Raw genomic sequence first — 23765 nt, 5'->3', positions numbered from 1 at the left:
GCGTTCATCCTAGGTGTGTGGATCAGCCTTCCTGCTTATGAAAATGTCCAGTTCTCAAGAAATTGCGTTCGTTCAAGCTTTGTCTACTCTTACGCTCGCGCCTGAGCGCGCCCACGAGGTCTATCCTCGACTCTGCGAACTCAGCGATGAGGAGTTCGACAGTCTCACTTCACTTGCAGACTCCAATCACGTCTTGCTCCGCGCCATGATGCCTCTGCAAGAAACGGCCGAACACCTCGGCGACACGGTGCTGGCCGCTCGCTGCAAGGCTCGCATCGAGCAGGAACGCAATCGCATCAGCAATGCCGGACAGCACCTGTTCGTCATCACTGGCGCACTCGAGTCAGCGAACTGTCCCACGACGGTGATGAAGTCGCTCGACCATTGGCCCGATCTCGGCAACGACCTCGACCTGTACACCACAGCAACTTCGAAGCAAGTCTGTGACGTTATGATCTCGCGTTTCCACGCGCAAATTGAGCCGCGTAGCTGGGGAGACCGGCTGGCAAACAAATGGAATTTTGCGGTGCCAGGACTTCCTGAAGCCGTGGAGGTGCATGTTCAGCGGCTCGGACAAACGGGCGAGCACATCGCCATGGCCCAGCGCTTTGTTTCGCGCCGCGTCACCAAGTCTGTGCTCGGATTTGATTTCAGAGTGCCTGCACCTGAAGAGCGGATCATCGTCGCCACACTTCAGCGCATGTATCGCCACTTCTACTTCCGTGTTTGCGACATCGTGAACATTGCAGCTCTGGTCGAGTCCGGAGCCGTTGACTTTGTCGAACTGCACCGCTCTGCATCGATGGGAGGCATCTGGAAAGGCGTGTGCTCGCTGTTGCGCATCGTGAGCGACTACGTCATGCAGTATCGCGGCACGCCTGTTGTACTGCCATCAGAAGTCCTCGCCGACGCAGTTTTCGGAGGCGAGAAGGTTTACATCCGCTCGCGCTTCATACGAGTTCCGATCGTGCCGCAGGGTGCACAACTCTATACTGCGCAGGTCACTACGGCTGCCATGCGCGGTGATGTCGCAGGAACGTTGAGGCTTTCTCTCCTGCCTTATCTCGCATCTGCTGCGGCCATAAGCTACAAGCTCACCGGCAGCGATAAGGGGATTTGGTAAGGATTGAACAACTAGAGGATGGGGATGATCTCCGGACGGAGCTCTCCATCTACGACTTCAATTCTTCCCACGGTGACAGGAAGCGAGAACCGACGTGGACCAGCGCTTCCTGGATTAAGAAACAAAACTCCGTCTCGCCACTCGATCAACGCTTTGTGCGAGTGCCCGTAGATCACAGCTGCGAATCCGGCGCTCTGCGGCTTCAAATCGAGATCGGCAACTCGGTGCAGCATGTACAAGCTACTGCCCGCGCATTCTGCAACCTCGGTCGCGGGCAATTGCTTTGCCCACGCTTCCACATCCACATTTCCACGAACCGCCACAACAGGTGCGATCCACTTCAGTTCGCGCAGAATCTCCGGCTTGCCCACATCTCCTGCGTGGAGTATCAATTCACTCCCACGCAGTGCTTCGCGCGCTTCTGGCCTGAGCAAGCCGTGCGTATCACTTATGACTCCGACTTTCATTCCCGTATTTTATTCTCCGGAGAAATCTTGAATCCATATTTGAACCAGAGTTCATAGTCCGGCGGAATACTGCACCGCTACTCAGCGCAAAGCATCTGACAGGTAGCTATGTATGATGCGATTCTGCTGGTCTCCTTCGGCGGCCCCGAGAAAACTGAAGACGTAATTCCCTTCCTTGAGAACGTGTTGCGTGGCAAGCCTGTCCCGCGCGAACGCCTACTTGAGGTAGCCGAGCACTATTATCACTTTGGCGGCAAGAGCCCGATCAATCAGCAGAATCGAGATTTGATCGCAGCACTCCGCCGTGAGCTGGATTCCCACGGAATCTCGCTACCAATCTACTGGGGAAATCGCAACTGGCATCCATTGCTTCCCGAGACTCTGGCCAAGATGAAGCATGATGGCGTCCGAAACGCACTTGGATTCTTTACCTCAGCTTTCAGTTCTTATTCGGGCTGTCGTCAGTATCGCGAGAACATTGCGGCCGCACAGCAGATTGTTGGAGACGGTGCGCCCAGAGTGGATAAGATTCGTGCCTTCTACAATCATCCAGGCTACATCGACGCGGTTACGGCGCACACCAATGAAGCTCTCGCGCAAGTGCCCGCCGAGCGCCGTGCTGCAGCGCGTCTACTTTTCACAGCTCACAGCATTCCTATGACGATGGCGACAACCTCACGTTACGTCGAGCAGTTGGAAGAAGCTTCGCGCCTCGTAGCTGATGCCGCGGGTCATCCCAATCCCCGACTGGCTTATCAGAGTCGGAGTGGATCACCCTCGCAGCCGTGGCTCGCTCCTGACATTCTGGATGTCATTGACGAGGAAAACGCAAACGGAGCGAAAGATCTCGTGCTCGTGCCAGTCGGCTTTGTTTCCGATCACATGGAGATCATCTTCGATCTGGACACACAGGCACGGGAGCGGTGCGAACAGCTTGGCCTGACCTATCAACGCGCGCACACCGCCGGAACTCATCAGCGATTCGTCAGCATGATTCGCGAACTGATTGAAGAGAGGCTTAAAGCGGACGAACTTCGCCCGGCGCTTGGCCGCTTCGGCGCGAGCCATGATTTCTGTGCGCTGGATTGTTGTCCCGCGCCGGTGATGTCCCGCATATCACCGGCCCTCATATCGACTAACCAGCTTTGAGGTCAGTGTGCGACTTCCATATCCAATCCTTGGCCGTCATCTAGGACAGTGAAGCTGGTGTGATGGTTAGCTGCATCTACTGTGGGTTTGGAGGCAACAGTTGTGCCGCACACACGTGCGCTGGTACCGTGCCAGCCATACACTTCTACCTGAATCTGGTTCCACCAAGGCTTGTAGCTTCCTTCATGGCTTCCGAGATGCAGTCTTACAGCATTCTCAGCTACTTCACACGTGAACTGCATTCGCATGAACTCGCCGCGCTTGTAAGCCATGGTCTTGCCGTCGTCCAGGTAGATTGATCCTCCGCAGTCGCGTCCCGGATAGACGCGAATTGTGAGTGGGCCCTTCGGTTTCTCTTCTGTGCTCTGGGTCAGCGGCTGCATCGGAATAATTGCACCTTCGCGCACGTACACCGGAAGCTGGTCGAGTTGTGGATGAATATTGACAGATGTCAATCCAGCGGTTGGGCTTGCGGGAGCGTTCGACGGCTCGGAAGCAGCAGTTTGCTGCGAGTTAGCCGGATAGCGCTCACCAGTCCAATAGTCATACCAATCGACCGGAGGAAGTTGCACGGCATAATCGTCTGGGCGTTCGGGATATGGTGAGGGTGCGATAAGCAAATCGCGTCCAAAGAGGAATTCATTGCCTGCATCGATATCCAGCGGATGTGCATCGGCAGTCGCCTTCGGAAACTCGAGGAAGAGCGGACGCACAATCGGAATGCCTGTGCGCGACATTTCTTCTGTAGTGGTGTAAAGGTACGGCATCAACCGATAACGTTCTTCGATGTATTTGCGACGAATGCTTTCGTGCTCTGCCCCGTGCACCCAAGGCTCCTTGTCCGCTGTCCCCTTCTCGGCGTGATAGCGATCTATCGGCTGAAAAGCCGCAATCTCAGTCCACTTTGTAAGCAGCTCCGCGGACGGTGATCCGATGAAACCTCCTACGTCGGCACCGCTCATTGCAAATCCGCTCAGGCCGAGGTTGAGAAGCATCGGGTTGGTCATGCGGAGATGATTCCACGTGCTGCTGTTATCTCCTGTCCACGTGGTTGCGTATCGCTGCCCCCCTGCAAACGTTGCACGAGTGAGAACAAACGGGCGCAAGTCGGGTTCGAGTTTAAGCAGGCCTTCATAGGTTGCGCGCGAGTTCTCCATGCCATACACGTTATGAATCTCGCGATGTCCAGCAATCCTTGCTTCGAAGCCAGGCTCTTCGATGCGATGCCGTACCGAGTCCGGCATAGTGCCGCCCGGACCATCGAACACCGAAGGTTCGTTCATGTCATTCCAAATTCCAGCAACTCCTGTTGCGACGAAATCCTTGTAGAGAGAGCCCCACCAATCGCGCGTTAGTTTGCGAGTGAAGTCAGGAAACACACATGCGCCGGGCCAGACCTTGCCGACATAGGTTGAGCCATCGGGGTTCTTCAGGAAGTGATCGCCGGCAAGGCCCGAGTCATAAGGCAAATACTCTGTCTGCTTGGCGATGTGAAGATCGGTGATGACCACTAGATGAAACTGTTGCTTCTTGAGATCCTCGACCACTTGCCGGAAATTGGGAAACTTTGGCTTATCGACTGTGAACGGCCTGTTGTCCTGTTGGAATCCGATATCGAGATAGAGCGCATCGGTGGGAATGTGATCGGCGCGAAGCCTTGCGGCAACTTCGCGCAAACGACTCTCTGGTTCATACGTAAAGCGGGACTGCTGGAAGCCTAGCGCCCACAGCGGTGGCAACGGCGTGGTTCCGGTCAGCCACGCGTAAGATTTCAGCACCTGCTTAGCGTCGCTGCCATACAGCAAGTAGTAATCCAGTGGACCATTCTCAGCGCCAAAGGAATAAGTGCCGGGAGTTTGACGGCCAAAGTCGAAGCTGCTCCGCCACGTGCTATCGAGCAGCACTCCCAGCGCGCGTCCTTGGCGCACGGCAAGGAAGAACGGAATGCTTTTGTAGATAGGATCCGTCGACTCCTGGAATCTGTATGCATCGGTGTTCCATAGAGTGAAGGTCTGACCTCGCCGGTCGATCGGACCGGTCTTGTCTCCCAATCCGAAGTAGTGTTCGTCGTCTGGCATTCGCTTGTAAATGCGAAATGCATTCTGTCGGAATTCAGCGGAATAGCCCTCGGCGTCCTCCTGTAAAACATTGCCCTCAAGGTCTGAAACACGTAACCGCATCGTCGCGCGATCAATGTCAACTCTCAGCGCCTGCGTGCGGAAACTCACGGTGCGATCATTTGATTCCGGGATAACACTAACTGACTGCTTCGAAGATTCTGGCAGGACAGCCCATGACGCGTCCTCCGGGAACTCTCCGCCGGGCGCGATGCGAACACGCAGCAAGTCATCGCGAAGGGCGACAACCTGCAGAACCGCTTCGCCGCCGCGAACTTCCACGCCGGAACTAGTTGGCGTGCTCGACGAAACGGCGCCAAGTACTGTAATGGACGGCCGTGTTGCTGGGGCCGCTGTTGTCCCCGCGCTTTCGGCAGCCCACATAGACGTACTAAACAGGATCAGTGCAACGAAGAGCGCCGCAGTTGTCTTCCGAATCATGGGTCGCCTTATGAACTTATGAATGTACGGATCACTACTGTCAGCCGACCGATTCGAAGCCGACAGCATGATGTCACTTATATTTGGCGTGTTCGACCCTGAAAAGTTCCTTACGGCAAATAGAAACGATAAGTGTGGAGAGGGGAAGTCATGGCAAGGGCCGCGTGTTGATTTTGCAACCGTAACTGCTGGCTTTAGCAGATAGTGGTCGGGCCTCCTGTGTGCTCTTTTTACATGAAAAGACCGCATCTTATCGGTCTTGAATCAGCAACTTGCCGATGATGCACGGGACGACGAGAAGAAGTGTTCGAAAAACTGATTGGTGACATTCTGGAACTCGTTGGATACAATTCCGCTTGCCTTTCCAAGTACATGGGAGATCAAAGCATGCCGTCCGGAACGGACCTTGCAAACTGGATGCCTTCTACCGAAGAGGAGAAGGCCCTCGTCCTCGAGCAGTTGAGCCGGATGGTCCAGGACTCCCACTTCAACCACAGCAAGCGCTATCCCAGTTTCTTGAAATACGTGGTCTCACAGGCGCTCGCCGGGCAGTCGCACTTTTTGAAGGAGCGGACACTTGGGGTCGAGGTGTTCGGTCGCGATCCGAACTACGACACCACCGACGATCCCATCGTTCGTGTTACGGCCGCAGAAATTCGTAAGCGAATCGCACAGTATTACCAGGACCCGGGACACGAGAACGAGCTGCGCCTTCTACTGCCTTCGGGCTCGTACGCACCGGTTTTCATTCCGAGCAATCAGAACGTTCAGCCAGACGAAATTGCACAAGTCGTTCCCGATGCGACGGCAGAGAATCGCCAGGGGGAATTCAATAACCAGCAACCGGAAAGAGGAACAGCCAACCGTCTCGCTCGGTTCGCAATGGCCGTGGGACTGATTGCCTTTGTTGTCTTGAGTAGCTGGAGCGGATGGCAACTGCTGCACCACTCGACACTCGACGAGTTCTGGAAGCCGTTTGTTCATTCGAATGATCCGGTGCTTTTTTGCATCGCCGACCAGGTGCACTACTCGAACATCACTCTGCGGGACGCTTCGAATCCTGCGCGCCAGACAACGCTCGACGACCAGATGGTCACTTTGATTTTCGACGACGTAAGCCCACTGGTGAACATCGCCGGAATTCTGCAATCACACGGTCGATCGTATCGGGTGAAAGCTGAATCGGCCACAACGTTTACCGATCTCAGACAAGGTCCGACGGTCTTTATTGGCGCTTACGACAACAGTTGGACCCTGCGATTGACAGATCCGTTGCGCTATCACTTCGCCAATAACAGCGATATGACGCAATTCTGGATTGAGGATCGCCAGAATCCTGGGAAGCGCGCTTGGTTTCTGGATCGGGCTCAACAGCTTAAGGGTACCTACAAGGACTACGCCATTGTGGCGCGTTACTGGGACTCGAACGCCGATCGTCCAGTGGTCATTGCCGCCGGAATCGCGCGTGGCGGAACTGTGAGCGCGGGCGAGTTCCTGACCGACGCGGCACAACTGCAAGAAGCCGTGCGAAAGGCACCCAAGGACTGGGCCAGCCGCGGCTTGGAAGTCGTCATCGAAACACAGGTGATCGACGGACGGTCAGGCCCGCCTCGAATGGTCGCTCTCTATTCCTGGTAATTGAATCTGAGAAGAGATTTTGGAGCGGGAGACCGGGATCGAACCGGCGACATCCAGCTTGGGAAGCTGGCGTTCTACCGCTGAACTACTCCCGCTCACGGATGAGCAGGACTAGATTACACCTAGATCCAAGGTTCCGGCAATCACCTGCGCCGGGTGTCCTCTCGGCTTACCTGCAGGACATGGTGCGAAGGTGTAGTCGCAAGGTTCCTCTCGTGTGAGCTTCTTCCTTTCAGAGTAGCTGCCACTGCGGTAGAATCCTCCTGAATTGCAAACAGGAACGGACTAACAGGCACGGAGGCAAATATGTTTCCTCTCACCGCAGTTGTGGTGGTAATCATCGCTTTTTATCTGTTTAGCTCCATCAAGATCTTGAGCGAGTATGAACGCGGTGTAATTTTCCGCCTCGGACGTTTGCTCGAAAATTCCAAGGGACCCGGAATTATTCTCGTCTTCGCGCCGCTCGACCGCATGGTACGCGTCGATCTTCGGCAGGTAGCCTTCGATGTGCCTCCGCAAGACGTGATTACCCGAGACAACGTCACATTGAAGGTGAATGCCGTTGTGTTCCTTCGTGTAATCGATCCACTCAAAGCAGTGGTCGAAGTCACGAATTATCAGTATCAGACGCAGCAGTTTGCATTGACGACACTGCGCAGTGTTTTGGGCGAGGTCGAATTGGACGAACTGCTTGCGCATCGCGACAAGATCAACCTCCGCCTGCAATCCATTCTGGATCAGCACACCGCGCCTTGGGGTGTGAAGGTGGTCAACGTGGAAGTGAAGCAGGTGGACCTGGACCAGAGCATGATGCGAGCTATGGCAAAGCAGGCCGAAGCCGAGCGCGAAAAGCGATCCAAGATCATCCACGCCGAAGGCGAATTTTCTGCCGCTCAGCGCCTGGTAGAGGCCGCTCACCTGTTGCAGACCGAGCCCGCATCGATCCAACTTCGATATCTCCAAACTCTTACCGAGATTGGAGTCGAGAAGAACACTACCGTTATCTTCCCTGTTCCTATGGATCTGCTTTCAGGGCTGCAGAAGTTGACAGGCGTGGCGCCGAAGTCTGCTCCTCCCGCGGGCAATGCAACACCTGGAACTGAGGTGTAGCGGTGGTAAACACTTACACTCGGGAACAGAAACCACTGCCAGAAGTCGAGCGTCCTGATACGGAAATCACGCTCGGCGTAGGGAATTTGTTGGCACTATTTTTCGGGCTCGTGGTGCTCTGTGGTATCTCGCTAGGAATCGGTTACTCGCTGGGAAGGAACTCGGCCAAGCAGGCGATGGCTGCGGCAACGGAGAATGCCAATGCCGCTGCACCCGCCGCTCCGACCTCCTCGGCGGCAAAGCCAGGTGCGGCGCAAGTTTCAGCGCCCAAGCCACCGGACTGTTCCACTCCAAATGAAAACTGCCCGCAGCAGCAGTCGGCTCAGGCTCCTTCCAGCACAAGCGATCTGACGTTCTACCAGTCCGTGCAACAGAAGGAAACGCATCCGCAATTGGCGCCTCCCGAACCTGCTCCTGCCCCGAAACCTGCGGAAACGCAGCGTGTAACGCTGGGAACGGGATACATGGTGCAGATTGCAGCCGTACGCAACCAGGACGATGCGAAGCTCTTGAGCGATACGCTTCAGAAGCAGCATTTTCCTGTGGTGATTGCACAGCCCGGAGACAAGCTATTTCACGTGCAGGTCGGTCCATATGCCGACATCAAGGAAGCCGAGACGATTCGCGGCAAGCTCGTCAGTGCGGGATACAACGCTTTTGTAAAACGATAAGATCGATCAACGTCGATGTAGGGTGATTGCATTACAAAAGTAATAGCTGAGATTTCTTTAGCGCTTCTTGCAGCATTCAAATGCTCTATGATGAGTGAATCATCATGAAGGCCGCCACTGACAAGCTGAGCCTCGCTCTGCGAGCCGTCGCCGATCCAACACGGCGCAAGATTCTTCGACTTCTGCACCCCAGCACACCGCGCAAGGGCGGTGCCCCAGAGGGTTGGACTGCATCGGATATCGAGCAGCGCATCAAACTCGCGCAGCCGACTATTTCGCATCATATGAAAATACTGAAGGGTGCAGGGTTGATCGAATCAACTAAGGAAGGCACTTGGGTTCGCTATCGCAGGGTCGAGACGGCCATTCGCGCAATCCGTAAGGGCTTGCAAGAAGAGATTTAGAACACGCATTGTTATAGAACGAAATTGGCGGCCTTGAGGGGCCGCCAACTTATTGCATTCGTTTCGAACTTAGTGCGAAATGGCCTGGAACAAGTCGCTCTTGAGCAACGCTTGGAATTTGCTGTCATCTGCACGGAACTTCACTGTGAGGCGACCGCTGTCGGAATCAACTTCCATGCTATCCATTGCGCTCTTTTCAACTGCCGTTCCGGCTGCCTTCTTGTAGAGAATACCTGCCTTCATCAGCGCAGAAAGAGTTCCTGCCGTGAACGAATCAGAGGTCTGAACGTGCAGACCGAAGTCGATACCATGCTGCAAATCAAGGCTGTACCGCGATGCCAGAAGACGTTTCTTGATCGTATCGAAGTCCGCAAGCGCTGATGCTTCGCCAAGTGCCGAGCGCATCATGTTCTGCGTTCCCTGCTGATCGAGAACGCTCCAAACCGGACCAGATTCGGCATCAACGATCAGTTGCATCATCTCGGGAGTGGACGCGACGCCGCGCGTATCTCCGTTGCGAACATCCAAGCCGTCTTTCACGGAACTGGGTTCACCGAACAACATCGTGTTGTCGTCGAGGAATGTCATGACAAAGCCACCGCCGGCTGACCACAAGTCGGAGTCCTTGTACTTGTCGCTCTTCTGCTTCTTGAGCCGTAGGCGCGCTAGCACCCGCTTCGGTTCGAACTGCCCGGACGCAACGCCGAAATTGCGCAACGCACCGCGTCCATTGCGGTACGCGACAAACGTCAACTGCTCTACATCTACATCGGGGTTGATGCCCATGCTGCGCAGTGACGTTTCAAATGCCTTCAGATTATCAGGCAGCACGCGATTCTTCAGCGCCATGCCGCTTTGGGAGTTGCGCAGCGTGCGGTAATCCACCGAGATCACCTGCTGAATTTGCGCCGGAAGCACGGTTCGCGTATTCGTCCCCAGCGGAGCAGCGAAAGCGCTTGCGCAAAAACCACAAGCTAAAAGTAGTGCAAGTGAAAAACGTTTCATAATAACGATTGTACCCCCGTATAGCTGGAGCCCACACTTAGTCAAAAGTCGCAGTTTGCCCTAAGGTTTGTCACTGCCTGTGGCCACGTAGCTCAGCGACCCTAGCCCGAGTCTTTGAGATAAAGTCTGTTTCGGTCCCTGGATCAAACGAATCGAGATTGATCTCCACGTTGGCCAACGCGCCTGATAACGCCGCCTGGGCCAGCGCTGAAGCAACGGTAAGATCGCTCGCCATCTTTTGATTGGTTCTCGTGCGCAACGCCTCGACCAGAGAAATGATCTCGGCAGAATACTCGGCTGCTCGCAACGGAACGCTCGTGGCACCGCGCAGGGCTGATGCTACGGCCTCGGTTGCTGATTTGGCCTGCTCGGGAGTGGAGTTTCTTTGGGCTTTGTAGGCCTGCACCACTGCTTCGTAAGAGGCGGCATCAGCATCGATCGTTGCCTTCAGCTCTTCTCGCAAAGTCTCAAGTCGCGCCATGGCAGCCGTAAGTTCCGCGTCAAACTGCGTGTACGCTTTCTTACCGCGGGACATTCCGGCAACCATCGAGGCCAGCGCCGCAGCCATAGCTCCTGCGGCAGCAGAGGCACTTCCACCTCCAGGCACCGCCGTGGGAGCTGCCAATTGCTCGATGAAGGGCTCTACGCCAGAGCGCAACCCGCCCGCGGCCATTTTGCCGCTCATCACGGCGGCTAGGCGGTTCTCCAGGATCATCGATGAGTTGAAGTTTTCGACCTGCAGAAACCATTCCGCAGCATCTTCGAGAGCGCGCTTCGGGACAAGCCCCACGATTTCGCTCGACTGTGCGGCAACTCCGTACCGCGCCGCTTCACGTTTCACGAACTCGAAGACACGCGCCATAGGAGTGAGATCGGTGTCAGTCAGGTTCATGGAAACCTGCGCCTGCCCACGCACCTCTACACCCATTCCCTTCACTGCCCGGAATCCTCCGCTGGAGAAGCGAACAGCCTTTGCAATCTTCTTGGCAATATCAACGTCCTTCGTCTGCAGATAGACGTTGTAGGCAACAAGAAACTTGCGAGCACCGATAACGACGGCTCCGGCGGTCTGATGGCAGCAGGGATCGCCTACATCGGGACGGCGCGATTCTACATGGCCGATTTCTTCGCGGATGACCTCGAACTGCCCGCGTCGAATGTTCTCAAGGTTGACGCGCTCAGGACGAGTCGCAGCAGCCTCGTAGAAGTACACGGGAATCTTGTAGCTTTCCCAAACCTTCTGTCCGAGTTCGCGCGCCATCTGCACACAATCATCAAGCGTTGCGCCTTCGATAGGGATGAAGGGCACTACATCGGTAGCGCCAAGGCGAGGATGCGCGCCTCGCTGAACGTTGAGGTCGATCAACTCGGTGGCTTTGCCGATTCCGGCCAGCACGGCAGCCATTAACGGTTCACGGTCGCCAACGAGAGTCACAACTGAACGATTGTGGTCGGCGTCCATTTCATAATCGAGCAGATATACGCCGTCTCGCTTCATAGCGTTGACGATAGCGTCAACCCGCGACTTGTCGCGACCTTCAGAAAAGTTCGGTACACATTCAATGAGCGCTGCCAACTTGCACCTCCGCGCTTACTGCTTCCACCAGTTGTATCCGATTGAGAATTGCAGGCTGGCGTTCACGCCGGGGTTGTGCGATCCAAGCGAAGCATTGGACAGATGCGTCGCTCGCACATCCCAATTCACCGAACGCCTGGGCCGAATGAAATACTGCATGCCCACTCCGGCGCCTGAAATGAAGTTGATCTTCGAGGTATTTCCGGGAGGAACGTTGTCCGCCGTCCAAAGAATTCCACCTTGCGCCAAGAAATACGGAACTGCCTTCTTGTGGCCAGTGAAGTTCCACTTCATGATGAGCGGGTTGAATCCGAATCCGTAAACATCCTTGTAGCCGCTCCACAACACAAAATCGACTGGCATCAGTTCTGAATCGAGTTCGAACGAGCCGCGCAGAGCGCCATGTCCAAGTTCGCCGGTCATCACACGGCCGACGCGTACGCCGCCCCGAACGAACTGCACGTTTGTGCGATCGATCAGCCCTGTCCCTCCGCTGGCCAGTATGCCAAAATTCCAGTGTTCACGCCGCATAACTGCTGCGTCGTCCGTCGTCTGGGCAACGGCTGCAACCGTGCCGAGGATGAGAAACGCGAGAATCCAGAAACGAGACTGTTTCATAGGCGGATGGATTACCTGAATACGGTAACAGGCAAGGAACCCTGCTTCCAAGCGCAAATGAAAAAGGCCGCTCGTAAGCGGCCTCTTCCAGTAAACGTTTGTGGTTCGACTAGCCAGCGACCTCTTCCAAGTCCTTCTGGTCGATATCGGCATTCGAGTAGACGTTCTGCACGTCGTCATAGTCTTCGAAAGCTTCCATCATCCGGACCATCGTGCGAGCCGGCTGACCTTCCAACTTGATGTAGTTCGCAGGAACCATGCCGAGTTCGCTGTGCTCCGGAGTTATGCCAGCGGCCTTCACGGCTTCCAACACGGCTTCGTACGCGGACGGCTCGGTTACGATCTCCCAGCTATCTTCCTCGTCCCTCAGATCGTCTGCGCCATGCTCCAGCACGAGATTCATCAGGTCATCTTCCTTGGCGTCAGACTTCGCAATCAAGATCGTGCCCTTCTTGCTGAACAAGTGAGCCACGGATCCCGAAGAGCCCATGTTGCCGCCGTTCTTGCCAAAGATGTGACGAATATCGCTGACCGTGCGGTTCCGGTTGTCGGTCGATGTCTCAACCAATACCGCCACGCCTCCAGGGCCGTAGCCTTCGAATGTGATTTCTTCGTAGGTAACGCCCGGCAGTTCGCCGGTACCGCGCTGAATAGCGCGCTTGATATTGTCCTGCGGCATGTTTTCGGCCTTGGCCGCAGCGACTGCCGTGCGCAATCGAGGATTCTTTTCCGGATCGCCGCCGCCCTTGGCAGCCATCGTGATTTCCTTGATCAGGCGGGTGAAAATCTTGCCGCGCTTAGCATCCAGCGCGCCCTTCTTGTGCTTGATTGTGGCCCATTTTGAGTGGCCAGACATGCCAACCTCGTAATTTGTGTGATTTCTGGAAAATGCTCTAGGTTTTGCCCTATCCAGCCAAGAGGGCAACCACTACCGCAACTAACGTTGGGTAACGCCTGAGTATAACACGCCCATACAACTCCACACTTGAACACTTGTGTGTGCCCGTTTCAGATCAGGACAGCTACTCCCTAGGTCGTCGTCAACGTATGTTCCGTGGGAGCCTCTCTCAGTCGAGCAGCAGCATCCTCGGGCAGCACGGCTGAACGGTAAGCCTCTTTAAACGAGTATGACTTCTGGCGCTCCTGCAGGATAGGCAGTATCTCAATATGCCAGTGATAATCGTCGTCGATAGTTCGCCAATAGTTGAGAACCTTCGACTGATGCTGAGTGTTTGGAGCCGTGTGAACAACCAGATGGAAGCTGTCGGTAATCGAGCGAATCCGGTTGAGCATTCGGCGTAGGAGGGATGCACAGTCTCGTAGAGCCCCCGGGCGCGACATGGAGGTACGCTCGAAATGGGCACTGTGGACGACAGGAATTATCCAGGTCTCAAACGGAGCACGAGACGCAAACGGGCAGCAAGCCACGAAGTCGCCTCGGATCTCGACAATGCGCTCCCGCTGGTGCAGTTCCTGGGTCAGGATGTCGCAGAATACGCAACGCTCCTTATGAGCGTAGTGCTCACGTGCGGAACGCAGCTCGTACAGGACGCGCCGGGGTACATAGGTCGTCGCGACAATCTGCGACGTCGGGTGGTCGAATTCCTGCCCGCTAAGGGATCCAAAATCCTTGAAGATGCTGACATATTTGAAACGGTGGTCGTGTTTCAGATCTTCGACTCGCCGAGCACAGAGGAGAAGGAACTGCTCGATTTCCGCATCGGAAGCGGTCCAAAGCTGGCGATCATGGCGCGCGTTTTCCACGATGACTTCGTGTGCGCCTACCGAGCGCATAACGTCATACAGCCCAACACCCCGTCTTCCGGGATCTCCTTCGACGTGATAGAGCGGCTGGGGATGCACGACAGCCCGCGCTGACCAAGGTCCGTAATTCACGGACGCCATCGACGAAATGACTTGCGGCTGCTGCGGCGACTCAGGACAGAACAGACAGACCTGCTGCAAATTTCGTCCGGGTGAGGGTTGGTCGCCCATAACGACCCAGGAGCGCGTGATTGGATCCTTCCGAAGTTCCATTGCGATAGCAAATCAAAACCACGGCCCGGAGTCAAATATGGCGCCTACACGTCTGCATTTTGCACCGGAGTTCAGGTCTGCGGATGAGGGCGGCTCTGCTATACTCGCCCTTTTGAGACCACAATTTTCCGATGATTGAAGCCTCTACACCGCTGATGCGGCAGCACGCCGCTATCAAGAAAGAGCACCCAACCGCACTGCTTTTCTTCCGCGTGGGTGACTTTTATGAGCTCTTTCTAGACGATGCCGTAACCGCCGCGCGCGAACTGCAGATCACCTTGACGTCGCGCCAAAAGGTGGATGGGGTCGCCATCCCTATGTGCGGAGTCCCTTACCATGCCGCCGAGGGATACATCTCCAAGCTCATCCGAAAAGGATATAAGGTCGCCATCTGCGACCAAGTAGAAGATCCAAAGCTCACGAAGAAGCTAGTCCGGCGCGAGGTGACGAGGGTCGTCACACCCGGTACAGCCGCCGATTCACAGCTCGGCTCTGAGGAAAACAATTTCCTCTGCGCCATCGCCAGGAACAGCAGTGGTTTGGGATTTGCCGCTCTCGATCTTTCCACGGGCGAGTTCCGTACAACGGAATTCACCGGCGCGGACGCCGACCGCCGCGTTGCGGATGAGTTGCAAACGGTGCGTCCTCGCGAACTCCTGTTCGCTGCTTCCCTTCCACTGTTTGCAGCTTCGCAGCCTAGCCTGCCGTCGACAGCTGCAGCAGCAGCGGCCGCCGCTCCCCGTCTTGCCCCGCCGGAGATCGCGCCCTTCGCTCGCTGGAGCGAAACTCCGCTCGATGACTGGATCTTTGCCTCGGACTATGCGGTCCCGCTGGTCGAGAATCACTTTGGCGTGCTGTCGCTCGAAGGCTTTGGTTTAGCGAATCACAATGCGGCAGCATGTGCAGCGGGAGCGATCCTGCACTATGTTCGGCAGACGCAACGTGGGTCGTTGGACCATGTAGACCGGATCAGCTACTACGAGCGGCAGAACTGCCTGATGCTCGATGCGGTCACCGTTCGCAATCTGGAGTTGGTTGAGCCACTGTTTTCAGGAGCTGGCGATGCCGTAACGCTGTTCCGCGCCCTCGATCACACCCTTACGCCCATGGGGAAACGGTTGCTGCGTTCGTGGATGCTGCGGCCGTCGATCGACATTGCCGAGATCGAACACAGACTGGACGCGGTCGATGCGGCCCGGGGTCAACTTATTCATCGCGAAGAACTGCGGCGCGGACTCGAAGGCATTCTCGATATCGAGCGCCTCCTCAGCCGTATCACGCTGGAAACGGCGAATCCCAGGGACGTTCTTGCGCTGGGTGCTTCACTGGCAAAGCTGCCCATTGTTCGGCGGGCGCTGCAACACTTCCCTGCTGACCGATTCCGCGCTCTTGAGGATCTGCTAGACGAACTCACGGACGTCCGCGAGCGTATCGAGCGGACAATTGTGGCCGAACCCCCGGTCACGCTGAACGACGGTGGCGTCATCAAGCCAGGACTCGATTCACAACTGGACGAACTACGAGACATCAGCCGCAACAGCAAGCACTACATTGCGCAAATTGAGCAGAGGGAACGCGAGCGGACGGGAATCAATTCGCTCAAGGTCAAGTTCAACAACGTCTTCGGCTTCTATATCGAGATCAGCAAGGCCAACCTGCAGCACGCTCCTGATGACTATGAACGCAAGCAAACGCTCGTCGGAGCTGAGCGCTTTACTACTCCGGAACTAAAGGAGTACGAGACCAAGGTTCTCGATGCCGAAGAGAAGATCGTCGAAATCGAGCGCCGACTCTTTGCCGAGTTGCGACAGGCCATCGCCGCTGAGGCACGCCGCATTCGGCAGAGCGCAATGGCCGTAGCTGAAATAGACGTCCTGCTTTCGTTTGCGCATCTGGCCGCACTGCGCAACTACTGCCGCCCGCAGTTCGATGAAGAAGGGCAAGTACTGGAGATTCTGGAGGGTCGACACCCTGTTATTGAACAGCCCGAACTCACAGGATCGAACGATCGCTTTGTGCCCAATGATCTGTACCTCGACGGCAAGAAGCAATCGATTCTCCTCATTACGGGCCCGAACATGGGCGGCAAGTCAACCTACCTTCGCCAGACAGCGCTGATCGTGCTGATGGCGCAAATGGGTTCCTTTGTACCTGCCACGCGGGCACGCCTTTCGACTGTAGATCGCATCTTCACCCGAATCGGGGCTGCGGACAATTTGGCACGCGGGCGCTCAACCTTCATGGTCGAGATGACCGAAACTGCCGCCATCCTCAACACAGCGACGTCGCGCTCACTGATTCTGCTGGATGAAATTGGTCGCGGTACGGCCACCTATGATGGATTGGCGATCGCCTGGGCCGTGGTGGAATTCATTCACCAGCGCAGTCGCGCCAAGACCCTCTTTGCGACCCACTACCACGAGCTCACGGACCTCGAATCGCTGCTGGAATCGGTAAAGAACTACCACGTGAGCGTGAAGGAGACCGGAGGCAACATCGTCTTCCTGCGGAAGGTTTCGCCCGGTGCCGCGGATAAGAGCTACGGCATTGAAGTCGCCAAGCTTGCGGGTCTTCCTGCTGACGTGATCACGCGCGCCCGCGAAGTCCTGCATCAGCATGAGAACGCAGAGCACACCGCTACGGACAAGCTCTCACCCAAGCAAGAGAAATCCGGGCCGCTGCAGTTGACGATCTTCACGCCGGTATCGAACGTGGTGCTCGATCGGCTGCGTGAAGCGGATATCGATTCGCTCACCCCACGCGAGGCGCTGAATCTGCTATACGAGTTGAAGAAGCAGGTGGATTGAAGAACGCGCAAGGCCCGACGCAGGTGACCGTGAATGTCACGTGCGATTCGGGCCTTTGCTCGGATCCTTCGCTTCGCTCAGGATGACGGTACCGAACTAATTCTTTACGACTCTCATGTACTCGCTTACGGTCACGAAGCGATAGCCCTTCCCTTTCAGTGCGGTGATCAATTCGGGCAACTGCGTCGTCGTGGTCGTCAATTCGTGGAAAGCGAGGATGTGGGTGTACACACCCTTCTTCTCGCGTTGCTCAATGACCTTAACGACTGATTGCGCTAGAGAGGGCTTTGGGCAGCCTGTTCCCCGGCCTACGCAAAGGTAGTCGACCGAGTTCACATCACGCAGTGCGACCGGGTTCTGATTCGAGATGGTGAGTATCTTGAAGCCGTGCTTTTCCAAATCCTGGCGCGCATTGGCCGTCAGATCCCAGTCGGGCGGACGCAGCCACAGCGGCTTCGACCCTGTGACGCCCTTGATGGCTTCAGCCCCGCGCTCTACGTCAGATACCACCCAAGCTTCACCCTTTTTCTTTTCGGCGATGCGCAGGTCTGCGTGGCTATAGGTGTGGTTTTCGATTTCGTGCCCGCGCTTCAGAACGTCCCGCGCAGCGTCGAGGCAAGTGATGCCGATGTTGGTCTCATGCGGCATTTCGCCCCATGTCTTTGGAGTCAGACGCCACCCCATGTAGAAGAAGGTGGCTTTCACGCCGTTGCGATCGAGAACGTCCAGCATGCCGGGAGCCGCTCCGGGCTGCTTCACTCCGTAAAGAACGTATGGACGCGGGCCATCGTCGAAGGTCAGCGCGATGAGCTTGTCAGTGGCAAATGAAGGTATGGAGAACAGGGCAAGTGCGAGCAGAGTGCAGAGTCGTTTCATATTTACCATCTCTGCTCGAAATCATAGGACGGTTTCGCTCGTCAGGAACTAAGGATAATCCATGAACTTTGCCGATTGCATGGCTGAAGTGCGTTCGGCGGAAGAGGTAACGAACGCTTTCTGCGGTTTTCTTTTACACTCGGAATATGTCATCTCTGGAAGTCAAAGGAGTTCTCTTCGATCTGGACGGTGTACTCATTGACAGCACCGCTGGCGTCACTCGTGTGTGGCACGACTGGGCACGGCGTCACGGTTTCGATCCCGATCAGGTGGCCCATACTGCTCATGGACGCCGCGCTATCGATACGGTTCGTCTGCTGGCACCACATCTAGATGCCGAAGCCGAGTTGAAAGATCTGGAACGCCGCGAAATTGACGATTCCTATGACGTCACGGCATTCCCCGGAGCTGCGAAACTGCTCGCGTCTCTGCCGGCGCAAAGCTGGGCTATCGTGACCAGTGGCACTCGAGACCTGGCCAGCCATCGGCTGGAGGTCGCCGGACTTCGTGTTCCTGAACGCATGATCACCGGCAGCGACATTCAAAACGGGAAACCGCATCCGGAGCCGTACCAGAGAGGAGCCGCTCTACTCGGGCTCGCTGGCAGCAACTGTGTAGCGTTCGAAGACGCACCCAACGGAATCAGGTCAGCCATCGATGCGGGAATGCCGGTATTGGGGCTCCCGACCACCTATCCCGTCGAAGAACTAACTGCCGCAACGGCTCTGCTTCCGAACCTCGCTGCTGTTACCGCTACAATTCTGGGCGACTTCATCCGCCTGAGCTGGTAAAGTGGTTGGGTTGTGTTTAGCGTTCCGGAATTGACAGCGTAGTAACGCAACAGGCACACTTCACGCATCCTTGTTGGACTTATATTTTCATTGCCGTCCAAACAAGCACGATGGATACGTCACGCGATGAATGGAACAAGGGTTTCATACACACTCGATTCCACTCTGGCGAGTGTAAACAAAGCGGAGCAAGCCGCCACGGAGGTCGCCGTTAAGTCAGGATTTGACGAAGACGAGAGCGGCCGAATTGCCATGGCTGTGCGCGAAGCTGCTGTAAACGCAGTTCTGCATGGAAACCGTTACGACCCCAACAAGCGCGTGACAGTCTCCTTCGAAAGCACACCCGAAAGGCTGCGGGTCTCGGTATGTGATGAAGGGCCGGGACTGGATCCATCAATAATTCCTGATCCTCTGGCCCCTGAGAACCTGTTGAAACAATCGGGTCGCGGAATCTTTCTTATCCGGGCATTCATGGACGAAATTAGCTTTCGTGCCTTGTCTCCCGGAACCGAAATCACCATGACTAAATTCGTGCGCGGTCCGGGCCGCGACGGCAACAAGGAGGCTAACCAGTGACGATGAAAGCAAGCTCGCGTCAGGTGGACGGTGTCACAATCGTTGATCTGAGCGGGCGTATCACACTCGGCGAAGGCAGCGTCGTTCTGCGCGATACAGTGAAGAACCTCTCCAGCCAGGGACACAAGAAGATTCTCCTCAACCTGGGCGACGTTACCTATATCGACAGTTCGGGGATCGGTGAACTCGTCAGCGCCTTCACCAGCGTGCGCAACGCGGGTGGCGAACTCAAACTGTTGAACCTGACGAAGAAGGTTCACGACCTCCTTCAGATTACAAAGCTCTACACCGTGTTCGACATTCAGGACGACGAGGCGTCTGCCATCGCCGCCTTCAACAAGTAGTCGTATCTAGAGCAGTGGAATCACAAGCGGGCGGCTAAAAGGCCGCCCTGCTTTATGCTGCGACATACTAGACACTTTGCCCACACCGCCGCACAATAGCTGGCATGCCTAGAATACCTACCATCAACTACGAACAGGCTGACACGAACTCGAAGGAAATCTTCGACCACTACAAGAAGGCGCGCGGCAACGTCCCCAATATGTTTCGGACCGTTGCACACCGCCCGGAGATACTTCGCACCATGATCGCCCACTTCCGGGCAATCATGGAGACTGGCACGCTCCCGGCCAAAACGAAGGAACTGGTTATTGTCAGGACAAGTCAACTGAATGAGTGTGAGTATTGACTGGCCAGCCATACTTCTCTGTTAGAGAAGCACGGATACTCGAAGGAACAGATCGCGGATCTAGCCAATTTCCGCAATCGAGATGACTTTAACAACGCCGAAAAAGCCGCTCTGGAACTAGCTGAACGCGAGACTGGCGACTCGAACAATATCGATGACGAACTCTGGGCGAAACTACGCCAGTATTTCGACGAGGGCGAAATCATCGAACTCGCGGCGGCAATCGGACTGTTCAACTACTTCAACCGATTCAACAACGCGCTGAGAATGGAACCTACGAAGTGAGGATCTACGGGCTCGTTCCCGTGCTGATGTTTGCATTGTTTGCGATAGCGCAGCAGGAATCACTCCCTGCTGCGCAGTCGAAATGGCCAGCGGCTGTGAAGATTGAATGCCTGTCACCATCGAGGGCCTCGGAACTCATCGGCATTACGGGCTGCGTAGCTGGACGCGTTTCGCACATCGGCGCGGTTTGGAAGCATTCACCTTTCCCTGTATCAGCCCAAAGGAGAAACGCGACTGCACGTAGTGATCCCAGCAGAGCAGCGGAGCGAATTCGGAGATGTATCGAATTTGCGTGCGCGGACGCTGATGCTAATTGGTGACGTGAAGCAGCATGGTGCGAGCCCTGAACTGGTGCTGAATAGCCGCAAGCAACTTCGTATATTTTCCGATGGAAAGCCCTCAGAGTTCGACGCCAGCCGCAGCATGGGGCCGATTCAAATCACACCTTCGCACCGCAAACGAAAGTTGAACTAACTTGGCGATCAGGCCTGACGACGCAACTCGGATAGCGGATAGAAGGTCCCGCGCCAATCGACTCCGCCGTGTAGCAGAGTAAGCACCGTTGAGCGAATCATCGTAAACACCATGACGAGGCTCGCTACTGGATGTAGCAGGACGTAGCCGATGCTGATCTTAGTGCGTCTTCCCATTGCGGCGTAGATCGTCCACAGAGATGCCAGCGCTAACGCGTAGCCCGCTCGCGTCCACCCGGACGAAAATGCGGTGCCAAGCCACGGTCCAAGGTGCAGCCAAAGCATCCCTATTGCAGCTAAAATTGCGAACGGCACGCTATATCGAAGCTGGGCGAAGAAGTTCTTCGTGAGGTTCTGTACCACTCCGCGCGCACCCACAGCCCAGCGGATCGAAACCATTCCCTCTCCAAAAGCCACGCATGAACCGACCCCGGCCTGCTTTGCCTTCTCGCCGAGGCGCATGTCGTCCACGACGCTCAGGCGCATAGATTCATAAGTGCCGATCTTCTCGTAGGCAGAACGGCGGATCAGATTGAATGCGCCGACTCCCATCGAGTCACGTGCGTTGGGATCGCACACCTTCCATGGCCGATAGGCGAAGATGAACATGGCCTGGAAGAAAGAGATCATCATGCGCTCGCCGACGGTCTCCATCTGCATGGTGGGCAGAAGCACCACGTGACTGGCGCGCTGCTGTTCTGCATAATGCACAGCGCGGCGCAATGCTTCCGGAGCGTGCACTACGTCGGCATCGCTGAACAGTATCCACTCTCCGGAGGAAGCCTTTGCGGCGCTCCACATTGCGTGAGTCTTGCCCAGCCACCCCGTGGGCAGTTCGCTAACATGCACCACAACCAGACGGCTGCCGTATTCTTCCTGAAGCCTGTCGAGAATGCGGCCAGTCTCATCCTCAGAACGATCGTCAACAACGACGAGCTCGTAATCGGGATAGTCGATGGTGAGCAGCGAGCGAACTGCGGTCTCGATCATAGCCGCCTCATTGCGAGCCGGGACGACGATGCTCACACGCGGCAACTTCGAGCTCGCAGGCACAGCAAACTCAGGCCGAGTCAGTTCTGGGATGGACTGAATGCCTTTGGCAGCGGCCATCATGTGGTAGAGCCATGTCGCACCCGACCCAATTCCCGATATCAGATTCAATGCGTGCAACACCGTCACACGGAGTCTCCCGGCGGCAGTTGCGGCGCATAACGCATGCCGACGAACAGCAGTGCTGCCGAAATGGCAATTGCCGCTGAGGCGGCTACAAAGGCCATCTGCATGTTGCTGCGGTCGGAGATGTATCCCATGAGGCTCGGCGAAAATGCATCACCGAGCAGATGAATCGTGAAAATGTTCACGGCGAAGGCTGTGGAGCGAATGGGTGCTGCAACTGAATTTAGGATGGCCGCATTGAGCGGTGCGGTATTCAGCAATAGGAAGAACTCGCCTAAAAAGATCGACGGGTACATCCACGAGCCGGTATGGAAAACCGCAAGAAGGACGGCCGGTAGAGCGAGGGACATTCCGATGGCGGAAATCAGGCAGTGGCCGCCACGCTTTCGTTGTTCCATGCGATCGCCGAGCCAACCGCCAAGCATCGTTGCCAAAATTCCGGCAGCAAGAGTCATCAGACCGAACCGCAGATTAGCCTTGTCGAGCGGCACTCCGCGGATCCGCGAAAGGAAGGTCGGCATCCAGACCTGCATGCCTCCCACAGCAAACGTCATCATCGCCATCCCAAGCGTCCCGGTCCAGAAAGCTGGGTTGCGCCAAAGTCCGAGGAATGTTCCGCGCTCCACGGTAACGGCCAGATGGTCCTGGGCTCCACGCTTTGGTTCCGGAACCCGCAGTAGAAACAGTCCGAGTAGTACACCGGGCACCGCACCCACTAGGAATGGTGCTCTCCAGCCCCATTTTGCTGCTAAAGCGCCGCCGAGCAGATATCCGAGCGCCGTACCCACGGGGATTGCAAGATAGAAGACCGAAAGCACCCGACCTCGTCGATGCTCCGGGTGAAGGTCGGCAAGGAACGAAGGAGCGATCGTCACGAAGGTCGCCTCGCCCACCCCGACCAGCGTGTGCCGGATCATCAATTCAGTGAAGTTGTTCGTTACCGCCGTGAGCAGCGTTGCAGCACTCCACAGCAGTGCGCCACAGGCCATGATGTATCGGCGCTGGTAACGGTCCGCCAGCCAACCGACCAGCGGAGCCGTTGCCATGTAGCAAAAGAAAAAGGCCGTAGTTAACAGTCCGAACTTGGCGTCGGATCCGGGGAACTCATGCTGAACCAGCGGTTGCACGGCGAATAGCACCGAGCGGTCGATGTAGTTCACGAAGTTCAGCGCCGAGAGAATCACCAGCGCTGTTGTCGCCCAACGCTTCACCCGTCCTTGCTCGTCGGTCAAGCGGTATGCCTCGTTTCGGTTGGTATGCCCAGCGAATTCGAACCGCTAATCCTGCTTTGCCCTTTTACTTCTTGCGCGGATAGCGTGCAACTACCAGTGTTCCAAGTCCGCCACGAGGGCGGAACTGTCCACGAATCTCGCACGAGACAGGCTTGCACGCCTTCACGACATCCTCAAGTACCTGGTTAACCACGTTTTCCTGGAAGATACCAAGGTTGCGGTAGTCGTTGATGTATTCCTTCAGAGATTTCAGTTCGAGACAGAGCTTGTTAGGAACGTATCGAATCCAGAGGGTTCCAAAATCGGGCAAGCCTGTCTTTGGACAGACGGAAGTGAACTCCGGGATATCAATTTCGATTTCGTAAGCGGGAAACTGGTTGGGCCAGCACTCGATTGCCGGGAATTCATGATCCAAGCCGCTTTCAGCATGGTGTGGAGTGTAGCCGAGGCGCGTTGCACCCGGGACCGCATTCTTCTCTTTTCTGGTTGCCATTCAGCTATT

Annotated in this window: 22 protein-coding genes and 1 tRNA gene; 11 read left to right on the top strand and 12 right to left on the bottom strand. The window is 56.0% G+C overall.

Features of this window, described 5'->3' with window-relative positions; translation table 11 throughout:
* Nucleotides 1-43: 43 nt before the first annotated feature.
* Complete coding sequence (locus AC6IZD_RS06385) at nt 44-1123, top strand: hypothetical protein (RefSeq protein ID WP_497786852.1); 1080 nt, start codon at nt 44-46, stop codon at nt 1121-1123.
* Nucleotides 1124-1134: 11 nt separating this feature from the next.
* On the opposite strand, the gene AC6IZD_RS06380 is transcribed toward AC6IZD_RS06385, so the two are convergent.
* A complete protein-coding gene (locus tag AC6IZD_RS06380; RefSeq protein WP_497786851.1) occupies nt 1135-1590 on the bottom strand; it encodes a metallophosphoesterase family protein in 456 nt (151 codons plus the stop codon).
* Nucleotides 1591-1698: 108 nt separating this feature from the next.
* Here AC6IZD_RS06380 and AC6IZD_RS06375 point away from each other — a divergent pair, with 108 nt between their 5' ends.
* Complete coding sequence (locus AC6IZD_RS06375; RefSeq protein ID WP_497786850.1) at nt 1699-2739, top strand: ferrochelatase; 1041 nt, start codon at nt 1699-1701, stop codon at nt 2737-2739.
* A 2-nt stretch (nt 2740-2741) separates the two neighbouring features.
* Here the strand turns inward: AC6IZD_RS06375 and AC6IZD_RS06370 are convergent, their stop codons facing one another.
* A complete protein-coding gene (locus tag AC6IZD_RS06370; RefSeq protein WP_497786849.1) occupies nt 2742-5297 on the bottom strand; it encodes a glycoside hydrolase family 31 protein in 2556 nt (851 codons plus the stop codon).
* 303 nt (nt 5298-5600) lie between these two features.
* Between AC6IZD_RS06370 and AC6IZD_RS06365 the strand changes: the two genes are divergently transcribed.
* Nucleotides 5601-6935 (top strand): hypothetical protein, encoded by a 1335-nt coding sequence (locus AC6IZD_RS06365; RefSeq protein ID WP_497786848.1) that lies wholly within the window; start codon nt 5601-5603, stop codon nt 6933-6935.
* A gap of 20 nt (nt 6936-6955) precedes the next feature.
* Here the strand turns inward: AC6IZD_RS06365 and AC6IZD_RS06360 are convergent.
* Nucleotides 6956-7030: transfer RNA gene (locus AC6IZD_RS06360), tRNA-Gly, on the bottom strand.
* A gap of 211 nt (nt 7031-7241) precedes the next feature.
* On the opposite strand from AC6IZD_RS06360, the gene AC6IZD_RS06355 reads away from it, so the two are divergent.
* From AC6IZD_RS06355 to AC6IZD_RS06345, 3 genes are all read left to right on the top strand, one after another.
* Entirely contained in the window at nt 7242-8045 is an 804-nt protein-coding gene (locus tag AC6IZD_RS06355) for a slipin family protein (protein ID WP_497786847.1), read from the top strand.
* A gap of 2 nt (nt 8046-8047) precedes the next feature.
* Nucleotides 8048-8716, top strand: coding sequence for an SPOR domain-containing protein (locus AC6IZD_RS06350; protein WP_497786846.1), 669 nt, complete (start codon nt 8048-8050; stop codon nt 8714-8716).
* Between the two features lie 104 nt (nt 8717-8820).
* Nucleotides 8821-9120 (top strand): ArsR/SmtB family transcription factor, encoded by a 300-nt coding sequence (locus AC6IZD_RS06345; RefSeq protein WP_497786845.1) that lies wholly within the window; start codon nt 8821-8823, stop codon nt 9118-9120.
* A 69-nt stretch (nt 9121-9189) separates the two neighbouring features.
* Here AC6IZD_RS06345 and AC6IZD_RS06340 read toward each other — a convergent pair whose 3' ends face one another.
* The 5 genes from AC6IZD_RS06340 to AC6IZD_RS06320 all read right to left on the bottom strand — a co-directional run bounded on the left by AC6IZD_RS06340 (nt 9190) and on the right by AC6IZD_RS06320 (nt 14356).
* Complete coding sequence (locus AC6IZD_RS06340) at nt 9190-10125, bottom strand: hypothetical protein (RefSeq protein WP_497786844.1); 936 nt, start codon at nt 10123-10125, stop codon at nt 9190-9192.
* 70 nt (nt 10126-10195) lie between these two features.
* On the bottom strand, nt 10196-11701 hold the full coding sequence (gene ftcD, locus AC6IZD_RS06335) for a glutamate formimidoyltransferase (protein ID WP_497786843.1): 1506 nt from the start codon (nt 11699-11701) through the stop codon (nt 10196-10198).
* 15 nt (nt 11702-11716) lie between these two features.
* On the bottom strand, nt 11717-12319 hold the full coding sequence (locus AC6IZD_RS06330; RefSeq protein ID WP_497786842.1) for an acyloxyacyl hydrolase: 603 nt from the start codon (nt 12317-12319) through the stop codon (nt 11717-11719).
* Between the two features lie 109 nt (nt 12320-12428).
* Nucleotides 12429-13175: a YebC/PmpR family DNA-binding transcriptional regulator gene (locus AC6IZD_RS06325; protein ID WP_497786841.1), complete on the bottom strand. Its 747-nt coding sequence runs from the start codon at nt 13173-13175 to the stop codon at nt 12429-12431.
* Between the two features lie 173 nt (nt 13176-13348).
* Nucleotides 13349-14356 carry a galactose-1-phosphate uridylyltransferase gene (locus AC6IZD_RS06320; protein WP_497786840.1) on the bottom strand — a complete coding sequence of 336 codons (1008 nt, stop codon included), beginning with the start codon at nt 14354-14356 and terminating at the stop codon, nt 13349-13351.
* A gap of 131 nt (nt 14357-14487) precedes the next feature.
* On the opposite strand from AC6IZD_RS06320, the gene mutS reads away from it, so the two are divergent.
* Nucleotides 14488-17163, top strand: coding sequence for a DNA mismatch repair protein MutS (mutS, locus tag AC6IZD_RS06315; protein ID WP_497786839.1), 2676 nt, complete (start codon nt 14488-14490; stop codon nt 17161-17163).
* 96 nt (nt 17164-17259) lie between these two features.
* On the opposite strand, the gene AC6IZD_RS06310 is transcribed toward mutS, so the two are convergent.
* A complete protein-coding gene (locus AC6IZD_RS06310; protein ID WP_497786838.1) occupies nt 17260-18039 on the bottom strand; it encodes a polysaccharide deacetylase family protein in 780 nt (259 codons plus the stop codon).
* Between the two features lie 146 nt (nt 18040-18185).
* On the opposite strand from AC6IZD_RS06310, the gene AC6IZD_RS06305 reads away from it, so the two are divergent.
* The 4 genes from AC6IZD_RS06305 (at nt 18186) to AC6IZD_RS06290 (ending at nt 20097) form a co-directional block, all read left to right on the top strand.
* Complete coding sequence (locus tag AC6IZD_RS06305; RefSeq protein WP_497786837.1) at nt 18186-18830, top strand: HAD family hydrolase; 645 nt, start codon at nt 18186-18188, stop codon at nt 18828-18830.
* A gap of 126 nt (nt 18831-18956) precedes the next feature.
* The gene (locus tag AC6IZD_RS06300) at nt 18957-19406 is read left to right on the top strand and encodes an ATP-binding protein (protein WP_497786836.1); all 450 of its coding nucleotides are present in this window, start codon (nt 18957-18959) and stop codon (nt 19404-19406) included.
* 2 nt (nt 19407-19408) lie between these two features.
* Nucleotides 19409-19750: an STAS domain-containing protein gene (locus AC6IZD_RS06295; RefSeq protein WP_497786835.1), complete on the top strand. Its 342-nt coding sequence runs from the start codon at nt 19409-19411 to the stop codon at nt 19748-19750.
* A 104-nt stretch (nt 19751-19854) separates the two neighbouring features.
* The gene (locus AC6IZD_RS06290) at nt 19855-20097 is read left to right on the top strand and encodes a carboxymuconolactone decarboxylase family protein (protein ID WP_497786834.1); all 243 of its coding nucleotides are present in this window, start codon (nt 19855-19857) and stop codon (nt 20095-20097) included.
* A 767-nt stretch (nt 20098-20864) separates the two neighbouring features.
* Here the strand turns inward: AC6IZD_RS06290 and AC6IZD_RS06285 are convergent.
* The 3 genes from AC6IZD_RS06285 to queF form a co-directional block, all read right to left on the bottom strand.
* Nucleotides 20865-22034 (bottom strand): glycosyltransferase, encoded by a 1170-nt coding sequence (locus AC6IZD_RS06285; protein WP_497786833.1) that lies wholly within the window; start codon nt 22032-22034, stop codon nt 20865-20867.
* On the bottom strand, nt 22031-23263 hold the full coding sequence (locus AC6IZD_RS06280) for a spinster family MFS transporter (RefSeq protein WP_497786832.1): 1233 nt from the start codon (nt 23261-23263) through the stop codon (nt 22031-22033). Before AC6IZD_RS06280 ends, AC6IZD_RS06285 begins: the two co-directional genes overlap by 4 nt.
* Before the next feature lie 64 nt (nt 23264-23327).
* Nucleotides 23328-23756, bottom strand: a complete 429-nt coding sequence (gene queF, locus AC6IZD_RS06275; RefSeq protein WP_497786831.1) for a preQ(1) synthase — start codon at nt 23754-23756, stop codon at nt 23328-23330.
* Nucleotides 23757-23765: the final 9 nt, after the last annotated feature.

The sequence above is a fragment of the Koromonas humicola genome (genome assembly GCF_059726255.1).
The sequence above is the reverse complement of the archived record's forward strand: the minus strand, read 5'-3'. Positions and strand labels throughout refer to the sequence as shown.

Coding starts and splice junctions, on each gene's coding strand:
- AC6IZD_RS06385 (WP_497786852.1), top strand. CDS start 44: ATGTCCAGTTCTCAAGAAATTGCGTTCGTTCAAGCTTTGTCTACTCTT.
- AC6IZD_RS06380 (WP_497786851.1), bottom strand. CDS start 1,590: ATGAAAGTCGGAGTCATAAGTGATACGCACGGCTTGCTCAGGCCAGAA.
- AC6IZD_RS06375 (WP_497786850.1), top strand. CDS start 1,699: ATGTATGATGCGATTCTGCTGGTCTCCTTCGGCGGCCCCGAGAAAACT.
- AC6IZD_RS06370 (WP_497786849.1), bottom strand. CDS start 5,297: ATGATTCGGAAGACAACTGCGGCGCTCTTCGTTGCACTGATCCTGTTT.
- AC6IZD_RS06355 (WP_497786847.1), top strand. CDS start 7,242: ATGTTTCCTCTCACCGCAGTTGTGGTGGTAATCATCGCTTTTTATCTG.
- AC6IZD_RS06345 (WP_497786845.1), top strand. CDS start 8,821: ATGAAGGCCGCCACTGACAAGCTGAGCCTCGCTCTGCGAGCCGTCGCC.
- AC6IZD_RS06340 (WP_497786844.1), bottom strand. CDS start 10,125: ATGAAACGTTTTTCACTTGCACTACTTTTAGCTTGTGGTTTTTGCGCA.
- AC6IZD_RS06330 (WP_497786842.1), bottom strand. CDS start 12,319: ATGAAACAGTCTCGTTTCTGGATTCTCGCGTTTCTCATCCTCGGCACG.
- AC6IZD_RS06325 (WP_497786841.1), bottom strand. CDS start 13,175: ATGTCTGGCCACTCAAAATGGGCCACAATCAAGCACAAGAAGGGCGCG.
- AC6IZD_RS06320 (WP_497786840.1), bottom strand. CDS start 14,356: ATGGAACTTCGGAAGGATCCAATCACGCGCTCCTGGGTCGTTATGGGC.
- mutS (WP_497786839.1), top strand. CDS start 14,488: ATGATTGAAGCCTCTACACCGCTGATGCGGCAGCACGCCGCTATCAAG.
- AC6IZD_RS06310 (WP_497786838.1), bottom strand. CDS start 18,039: ATGAAACGACTCTGCACTCTGCTCGCACTTGCCCTGTTCTCCATACCT.
- AC6IZD_RS06305 (WP_497786837.1), top strand. CDS start 18,186: ATGTCATCTCTGGAAGTCAAAGGAGTTCTCTTCGATCTGGACGGTGTA.
- AC6IZD_RS06300 (WP_497786836.1), top strand. CDS start 18,957: ATGAATGGAACAAGGGTTTCATACACACTCGATTCCACTCTGGCGAGT.
- AC6IZD_RS06295 (WP_497786835.1), top strand. CDS start 19,409: ATGAAAGCAAGCTCGCGTCAGGTGGACGGTGTCACAATCGTTGATCTG.
- AC6IZD_RS06290 (WP_497786834.1), top strand. CDS start 19,855: ATGCCTAGAATACCTACCATCAACTACGAACAGGCTGACACGAACTCG.
- queF (WP_497786831.1), bottom strand. CDS start 23,756: ATGGCAACCAGAAAAGAGAAGAATGCGGTCCCGGGTGCAACGCGCCTC.